General features: G+C 43.7%; 7 protein-coding genes. 4 read left to right on the top strand and 3 right to left on the bottom strand.

From position 1 onward, the window contains the following. Positions 1 to 21: 21 nt before the first annotated feature. Both fabD and AC3WTF_RS12550 read right to left on the bottom strand, forming a co-directional pair. Complete coding sequence (fabD, locus tag AC3WTF_RS12555) at positions 22 to 2328, bottom strand: ACP S-malonyltransferase (protein WP_020955761.1); 2307 nt, start codon at positions 2326 to 2328, stop codon at positions 22 to 24. Positions 2329 to 2784: 456 nt separating this feature from the next. Then, positions 2785 to 3423 carry a YkyA family protein gene (locus AC3WTF_RS12550; RefSeq protein ID WP_032865273.1) on the bottom strand — a complete coding sequence of 213 codons (639 nt, stop codon included), beginning with the start codon at positions 3421 to 3423 and terminating at the stop codon, positions 2785 to 2787. 244 nt (positions 3424 to 3667) lie between these two features. On the opposite strand from AC3WTF_RS12550, the gene AC3WTF_RS12545 reads away from it, so the two are divergent. Beyond that, positions 3668 to 3847, top strand: coding sequence for a YjcZ family sporulation protein (locus tag AC3WTF_RS12545; protein ID WP_007409651.1), 180 nt, complete (start codon positions 3668 to 3670; stop codon positions 3845 to 3847). A 112-nt stretch (positions 3848 to 3959) separates the two neighbouring features. After that, complete coding sequence (gene def / locus AC3WTF_RS12540; protein WP_020955759.1) at positions 3960 to 4514, top strand: peptide deformylase; 555 nt, start codon at positions 3960 to 3962, stop codon at positions 4512 to 4514. 34 nt (positions 4515 to 4548) lie between these two features. Here def and AC3WTF_RS12535 read toward each other — a convergent pair whose 3' ends face one another. Then, positions 4549 to 5322, bottom strand: a complete 774-nt coding sequence (locus tag AC3WTF_RS12535; protein ID WP_020955758.1) for a Cof-type HAD-IIB family hydrolase — start codon at positions 5320 to 5322, stop codon at positions 4549 to 4551. Positions 5323 to 5676: 354 nt separating this feature from the next. Between AC3WTF_RS12535 and AC3WTF_RS12530 the strand changes: the two genes are divergently transcribed. Both AC3WTF_RS12530 and rnjA read left to right on the top strand, forming a co-directional pair. Further along, positions 5677 to 5886: a DNA-dependent RNA polymerase subunit epsilon gene (locus tag AC3WTF_RS12530; RefSeq protein WP_003154548.1), complete on the top strand. Its 210-nt coding sequence runs from the start codon at positions 5677 to 5679 to the stop codon at positions 5884 to 5886. Between the two features lie 5 nt (positions 5887 to 5891). Further along, positions 5892 to 7559: a ribonuclease J1 gene (gene rnjA / locus AC3WTF_RS12525; protein ID WP_003154550.1), complete on the top strand. Its 1668-nt coding sequence runs from the start codon at positions 5892 to 5894 to the stop codon at positions 7557 to 7559. Positions 7560 to 7582: the final 23 nt, after the last annotated feature.

Here is a 7582-nt window from a genome sequence, read left to right as displayed (position 1 = left end):
TGGCCTCCACCCGCTCCTTCTTTAGTGTAGAAATAACGTATCCAATCTGCGCCTTAGCAGACTTTCGGTCTCATTCATCAATTTTTCACCAATGTCATCGACATGTCTGTTTCTCCATGATTCCAAATCCGTGCCCTTTACCCAATGATTAAAAGCGCCTAAAGACGGGCCGCAATGAACTTGGAAATTCACCTTTTGTTCTTCCTGCCCTTCCAAAGCAAGCAGACATCCTCTCTGCAAATACCACTTAAATAGTAACAGCATCTTATATTTTTGATTGCGCTCAGCTTTTTGGGCCAGGTTCGGCTGTTTTTCTATTAAGCTTTCGTAGATTTCATCAACAGTCTTGTTAAAATAATCATTTTCGAGCTGAATTTTTGTCTTTTCATCTATCTCACTCAAAGACTCATATTGTTGGTAGATTTGAAATAATTTATTTGCCCTGACCGGAAACAGCGTGCCCTTTTTCAGCACCTGCACCTTTGTTCCGAACTCAAACAGAGTCTCCGAAGGCGCATAAGCAGTATCGCATATTCCTGTCTCACTCAGCATTTCTTTAACAAAACCGCTTGTTTCGGCTTCAACTGTACATTGATTAATGGATCCCGTCATAATAAAATCAGCGCCCATTAAAAAAGCAGACGCGGCAGACTCGGGAGTCCCGATTCCTCCCGCAGCCCCGATTCTTATCTTCCTTGCGTATTTGTGTGTTTCCATCATTTCATCCCGCAGCTTAACAAAAAACGGCAGCATCGCTGTCAATGAGCCCTGTTCGGTATTACTTCCGCAATCTGCTTCAATAATGATATCGTCTGCTGCCGGAATACGGCTGAGCCATTCCGCCTGCTCTTCCGTCAGCATACCATGCTGACACATCCTCTTTACGATACTTTGAGGAGGCGGACTCAGAAATGCGGCCGCAACTTCCGGCCGTGAAACTTTGGCAATGATCCGATTATGAGGTATGACCCTGCCGCTTTTGTCTATCTTCAACTGATGCGCTTTGTAATAAATTAATGGTGCGCTGACGGAAAAATACGAAGACGCTTCTATTACTCGTACGTCATGCTTGATATATAAATCTATCAATCCCTTTTCTCTATCTTGATGATCCGGCTCAAATCGCAGATTCATTCCGTAGGGCTGGCCATTTTTGAGTGTCTTCTTAATAGAAATAAGGGCCTGTTCAATTTCCCTTATAGGTAAACCCGCTGTGCCAAAGAACCCCAGCATTCCTTTCTTCCCGAGGCGGATCAGCATTTCAGCGGAAGAGATCCCTCTATGCATCGCACCTGCCAAATACGCGTATGTCAAACCGTAATCTTCTTTGAAAGATTGATCACCCAATCGGGACACCGGTGAAACTGCACCGCTCTCTATATTTTCAGCCAAGAGGCTATGCTCTTTCCCGCTTTCCGAATTGTCCTTGTTCCCTTCAGAAAAAAAGAGACTGTCTTCCGGCGCGCTGATAGTAAGCGGTTCCTCATCTCTTTGTATGGTTTGAATTAATTTAGTCAGAATGTTTCCAGGACCGATCTCTTCAAACAGAGTGACGCCTTGTCCCATTAGATACCTGATGCTTTCAGTCCATTTTACCGAGTTTGTTATTTGTTCAATTAAATTCCGTTTGATATCTTCTTGTTTATAAGGTCTTGCCGTATAGTTGGAAATGACCGGGAAATTCAATTCAGAAAAATGAAACTCCTCGATAAATTCCGCAAATTCACGCTGTGCACTTTCCATGAAACGAGAATGAAAAGCTCCGCCGACTTGCAATACGATATAAGCTTTCGCCCCTTCTTTTTCAAAAAAAGAGGCTGCCCGCTTTATCTCTTCTGCAGCCCCTGCTATCACAATTTGTGAAGATGTATTGTAATTGGCGATATCTATTTGGCCGAGTTCATACTTTTGAAGTATTTTTTTTATGTGATGCTCATCCAGTCCGATCACGGCAGCCATTCCGCCCTCGGAAGCCTCACTCATTAACTCGCCTCTTTTAGCAACCAGCCGGAGACCTGTTTCAAAATTAAAAACGCCGGCCGCAAAAAGCGCAGTATATTCACCCAGACTATGTCCTGCAACAGCATCAGGGCGTGTATGACCTTCTTTTAAACCCTTTAAATATTGCAGTGCGCTCACTGTATAAATTGCAGGTTGTGTATACTTCGTATCAGTCAGCCTCTCTTTTTCATCTGAAAGGCATAAATCCTTTATGGAGTATCCTAAAATATGATCTGCCTTTTTAATGAGCTCACTGAATTCATCGAATAAGTCTCTGCCCATTCCTTTAAACTGCGCTCCCTGTCCGGGAAAGACGTAAGCAAGCATTTGTTTTCCTCCTGTTCCGTATTTCTGCCGTTTCTTTTCGTTCCGATTTTGATTAACGTTTTTCACTTCAATTTTAAAATTGTCGTTTACTCTCAGCACCCTTACTTAATAAGCATTACTAAGCAAAATAAAAAAACCTTTATGCCGGATAAAGGTTTAAAAGCAAAAAGCATGTACAAATATCATATTGCCGCAAATATAAATAGATAGAATTTTCTGATAATTAAAACCACATTTTCATTCTGTTTTCTATATATCAATATAATAAAAACATTCCAACGTGCCGAAACAACGATTGGTTTTATGTGAATATTTCCCTAAATAAATACTATACCATGATTTACTTGTTGTCAATGGGAAACACACGTATATACCAATTCTTCAGCCGCCTTTTTACAGGCGGCTGAACTCGGTTGTTATCAGTTCATCAGCCCATGCCGATATGCCTTCACTATACTATTTGCGGAATAATAGTTCTTTCTCTTTGTTGTAGTCTTTAGTAAATTGATTGAACTCATCTGCTTGTTTATGCACCTTTTCGTAAACTGAGTTTACTTTGCTGATTTGCTCTTCCAGCTGCGCTAATGTGAGCTTTTTATCTTTAATCAGTTTATAAAGGTCCTTATCAAGTGAAATGGCTTTTTCGTACTTTTTGTACAAAAGATCATAAGATGCATACCTTTTCTCCATTAAAGCGACAGCATGCCCGGCTTTTTCTTTTACTTTCTTATCCTTTATTTCTTGAGAAGTTTTTTTTGCGGATTCAAACGCTTTTTTTGAATCATCAATACTGTCTTTTTCTGCTTTCAGATGTTTTTTTCGCTGATTTGCATTGCTCAGAGCCTGATCAGACAGTGTAACAATTTTCTGGTAATCATCCATATTCAGTTTAACCGCGCTGTCGTATAGCTTATGCTCTTTTTTCTCCAATTTTTCTAATGTTTTCTGCTCTTTTTGAAACGGTTTTTCCGCTTGAACGGCTTTTTCCATCGAGTCATGAAGCGATTCAACCGGATCTTTTCCCCCGCAGCCGGCAAGAAGCATACTTGCGGCGCCGAGCGCTCCGATTCCTGCTAATACCTTTTTTTGAATCATATTCACTTAAAATCCCCCAATCTTGACAATTTCCACTATAGAAGCCCGAACGCTTTTTGACAATAGCTGAGCTGTAATTGGCATGACCGTGTAAAGACGCTTACGGTGCTTTCAAAGAATACTTGCGTAAAAAATTGAGAAAACAGGGCGGATGACCATACATCTTTTTGGCTTTTACATAGTTTATAGTAGACGCCGGCCCTGCTGACAGAGGGTCAGCGTAATTAAAAGAGGAGGTTTTTTTATGTACGGATATGGATTTGGCGGCGGATTTGGCGGCGGTTGTTGCGGCGGCGGATATGGTTATGGCGGCGGTTACGGTTACGGCTGCGGCGGCGGATACGGCCGCACATTCGCATTAATCGTCGTATTGTTTATCTTATTAATCATCGTCGGTGCCGCTTATTTAGGCTGCGGCTGCTGACCTTATACACCATGAAAATCGGCCGGCCTGCTATGGCCGGCCAATTGTTTCGTTGCGCCGCGATAAAGAAATTCGCTATAATTTACATATTAAGCTTTAGGAGTGAAGTTTCTTGATTACTATGGAAAATATTGTACGAGACGGACATCCCGCGCTCAGAGAGATCGCTGAAGAGGTTCAGCTTCCCGCTTCTGACGAAGAAAAACAGCATCTTGCTGATATGATTGAGTTTGTGAAAAACAGCCAAGATCCTGAATTAGCCGAGAAATACAAGCTTCGTCCGGGCGTCGGTCTTGCCGCTCCCCAAACAGACGTAAAAAAACGGATGATCGCCGTCCATGCAGAAGATGCGAAAGGCACTTTATACAGCTATGCTCTTTTTAACCCTAAGATCGTCAGCCACTCAGTGGAAAAAAGCTACTTGACGAGCGGAGAAGGCTGCCTGTCGGTAGACGAACCCATTCCCGGCTATGTGCCGCGCTACGCCCGCATCCGCGTAAAGGCGGTGACGCTTGAAGGAGAACAGATTGACATCCGCCTCAAAGGTTTTCCGGCCATCGTGTTTCAGCACGAAATCGATCATCTGAACGGCGTGATGTTTTACGACCATATCGATAAAGAAAATCCGTTCAAAGAACCTGAAAACGCCATTGCCATTGACCGTTAAAAATAACCGACACTTCCCAAAGTGCCGGTTTTCTTTATTTCAAAAGGCCCAGTTCTTTGACGGCCCAGCTGATTCCTTCCTCATCCACCGGCTTTGTGACGAAATCAGCGGCAGCTTTTAATTCCGGAACCGCATTTCCCATCGCCACCCCGGTGCCGACAAAACGGATCATCTCAAGATCATTTAGTCCGTCGCCGAATGCATAAGTGTCACTTACGCCGTACGGAAGCCGCTCAAGCACTCTTTTAATGCCTTCCGCTTTTGAACCGCCTTTCGGAAGCACATCCGTTGACAATTCATGCCAGCGGACGTAATCAAACTCCGGAAAAGCGGCATATGCTTTTTCTTCATGTCCGCGGCAGAATAAAAGCAGCTGATAAATTTCTTTTCCTTTATAAAATGTTTCATCAACTTCGGGATAAGGCGCTTTCAGACTGCCGATTCCTTCCGAGACGTGCGGATGTCCGGGGACGGTCGTTTTCATCGTGTCTTCCGCCATAAATACGACGGGGTGCTCCCCTTCTGCCGCCTGCTTTAATAAACGCGCAACCGCATCTTCAGGAAGCGGATTTTTATAAATGACCTCACCTTCAAATACGACATACTGGCCGTTGTATGAAATAAATGATTCAATCTCAAGCTCTTCCAGAATCGGTTTTACCATAAACGGGGACCTTCCGCTGGCGATAAAAACGTGATGGCCAGCCTCTTTAAGCGCCGTCACGGCGTTTCTTGCGCTATCGGGAATATGTTTATCATGGTCATAGATCGTGCCGTCAATATCAAAAAAGATCAGTTTTGGATTCATGTCAATTTCTCCTTTTTCCCGTTTATCAGTCGTGTCTTTTTCAATATCATCATACAGAAAGTTTTTCTTCCGGAAAACCGCCTTGATGAAATTCCAGTTTTACCCACGAAAACAAATTCATTTTTTCCGCATACTACTGCTATAAAGGGCTTTAAAGGAGGTATACGATGCTGCGCCGATTACGGAAGAAACTCAGAAGACAGTGGGGCGGAATGCTCCGGAAAAAAGTCATCGCGTAGAAGGGATCTTTCGGTTTTTGAAAGTCCCTTTTTTGCTCGAGACTTTCCTTATAATCCGTTTTCGAATATAATAGAATAAGCGAGTCTAACATACGGCATTTAAGGAGAGATTTGGATGATTTATAAGGTATTTTATCAAGAGAAGGCTGACGAAGTACCTGTTCGGGAAAAAACAGATTCACTTTACATTGAGGGCGTTTCAGAACGGGACGTCAGAACGAAACTGAAAGATCAGAAATACAACATTGAATTTGTTCAGCCTGTGGACGGTGCTTTTTTAGAATATGAGAAGCAGAGCGAAAATTTTAAAGTATTGGAGTTATGAGCGGAATGAAATTTGTAAAAAATGACCAGACTGCCGTTTTCGCCCTCGGCGGATTGGGCGAGATCGGGAAAAATACGTACGGGGTGCAGTTTCAGGATGAAATTGTACTGATTGATGCGGGAATCAAGTTCCCGGAAGATGAACTTCTCGGCATCGATTACGTGATCCCCGATTACACGTATTTAGTAAAAAATGAAGATAAAATTAAAGGTCTGTTTATCACCCACGGTCACGAAGACCATATCGGCGGTATTCCGTACCTGCTCAGACAAGTAAATATTCCCGTTTACGGCGGTAAACTCGCGATCGGCTTACTTCGGAATAAACTTGAAGAGCACGGGCTGTTAAGACAGACCAAATTAAACATCATCGGTGAAGACGACATCGTGAAGTTCCGCAAGACGTCTGTATCCTTCTTCAGAACGACACACAGCATTCCGGATTCATACGGAATCGTCGTCAAAACACCGCCGGGCAATATCGTACATACCGGGGACTTTAAGTTCGATTTCACACCGGTAGGCGAACCGGCAAACTTGACAAAGATGGCTGAAATCGGGAAAGAAGGCGTTTTGTGCCTGCTTTCTGACAGTACAAACAGTGAGGTTCCTGATTTCACCATGTCAGAACGCCGCGTAGGCGAAAGCATTCACGATATTTTCCGGAAAGTGGACGGCAGAATTATATTTGCGACATTCGCTTCGAATATACACCGTCTTCAGCAGGTGATTGAAGCAGCCGTTTTAAACGGCAGAAAAGTTGCCGTATTCGGACGCAGTATGGAATCGGCTATTGAAATCGGACAAAATCTCGGTTACATTACCTGTCCTAAAAATACGTTTATTGAGCATAACGAAATCAATCGTATGCCTGCCAATAAGGTAACGATTTTATGTACGGGAAGCCAAGGTGAACCGATGGCGGCGTTATCACGCATCGCTAACGGGACGCACCGGCAGATTTCCATTAATCCCGGAGATACGGTCGTCTTTTCTTCCTCTCCGATTCCCGGAAACACAATCAGCGTAAGCCGCACCATCAACCAGCTGTACCGTGCGGGCGCAGAAGTCATTCACGGTTCATTGAATGACATTCATACATCCGGACACGGCGGACAGGAAGAGCAGAAATTAATGCTCCGCCTGATCAAACCGAAGTTCTTTATGCCGATTCACGGTGAGTACAGAATGCAGAAAATGCACGTCAAACTCGCGACTGATTGCGGCATACCTGAAGAAAACTGCTTTATCATGGATAATGGCGAAGTGCTGGCCCTCAAAGGCGAAGAAGCCGCTGTGGCAGGCAAAATTCCGTCCGGCTCCGTTTACATTGACGGAAGCGGAATCGGTGATATCGGCAATATCGTGCTCCGCGACCGCCGCATTCTTTCAGAAGAAGGCCTTGTTATCGTTGTTGTCAGCATCAATATGGATGACTTTAAGGTTTCGGCGGGGCCTGATTTAATCTCAAGAGGTTTTGTATACATGAGAGAATCCGGTGATTTGATCAATGACGCGCAGCAGCTGATTTCGAACCATTTGGAGAAAGTTATGGATCGGAAAACAACGCAGTGGTCCGAAATTAAAAACGAAATTACCGATACACTTGCTCCGTTCCTATACGAAAAAACAAAACGCCGCCCGATGATCCTTCCGATCATTATGGAGGTCTAAAAAAAACTGCACTCGTAATGAGT

This window comes from Bacillus sp. EB106-06-01-XG163 (assembly GCF_058791615.1).
Note: the sequence above shows the minus strand (reverse complement) of the source record. Positions and strands in the feature narration are given on the sequence as shown.

Bases quoted from the DNA above. Each gene is read 5' to 3' on its own strand.
- AC3WTF_RS12545 (WP_007409651.1), top strand. From the start codon at position 3,668: ATGTACGGATATGGATTTGGCGGCGGATTTGGCGGCGGTTGTTGCGGC.
- AC3WTF_RS12530 (WP_003154548.1), top strand. From the start codon at position 5,677: ATGATTTATAAGGTATTTTATCAAGAGAAGGCTGACGAAGTACCTGTT.
- AC3WTF_RS12550 (WP_032865273.1), bottom strand. From the start codon at position 3,423: ATGATTCAAAAAAAGGTATTAGCAGGAATCGGAGCGCTCGGCGCCGCA.
- fabD (WP_020955761.1), bottom strand. From the start codon at position 2,328: ATGCTTGCTTACGTCTTTCCCGGACAGGGAGCGCAGTTTAAAGGAATG.
- AC3WTF_RS12535 (WP_020955758.1), bottom strand. From the start codon at position 5,322: ATGAATCCAAAACTGATCTTTTTTGATATTGACGGCACGATCTATGAC.
- rnjA (WP_003154550.1), top strand. From the start codon at position 5,892: ATGAAATTTGTAAAAAATGACCAGACTGCCGTTTTCGCCCTCGGCGGA.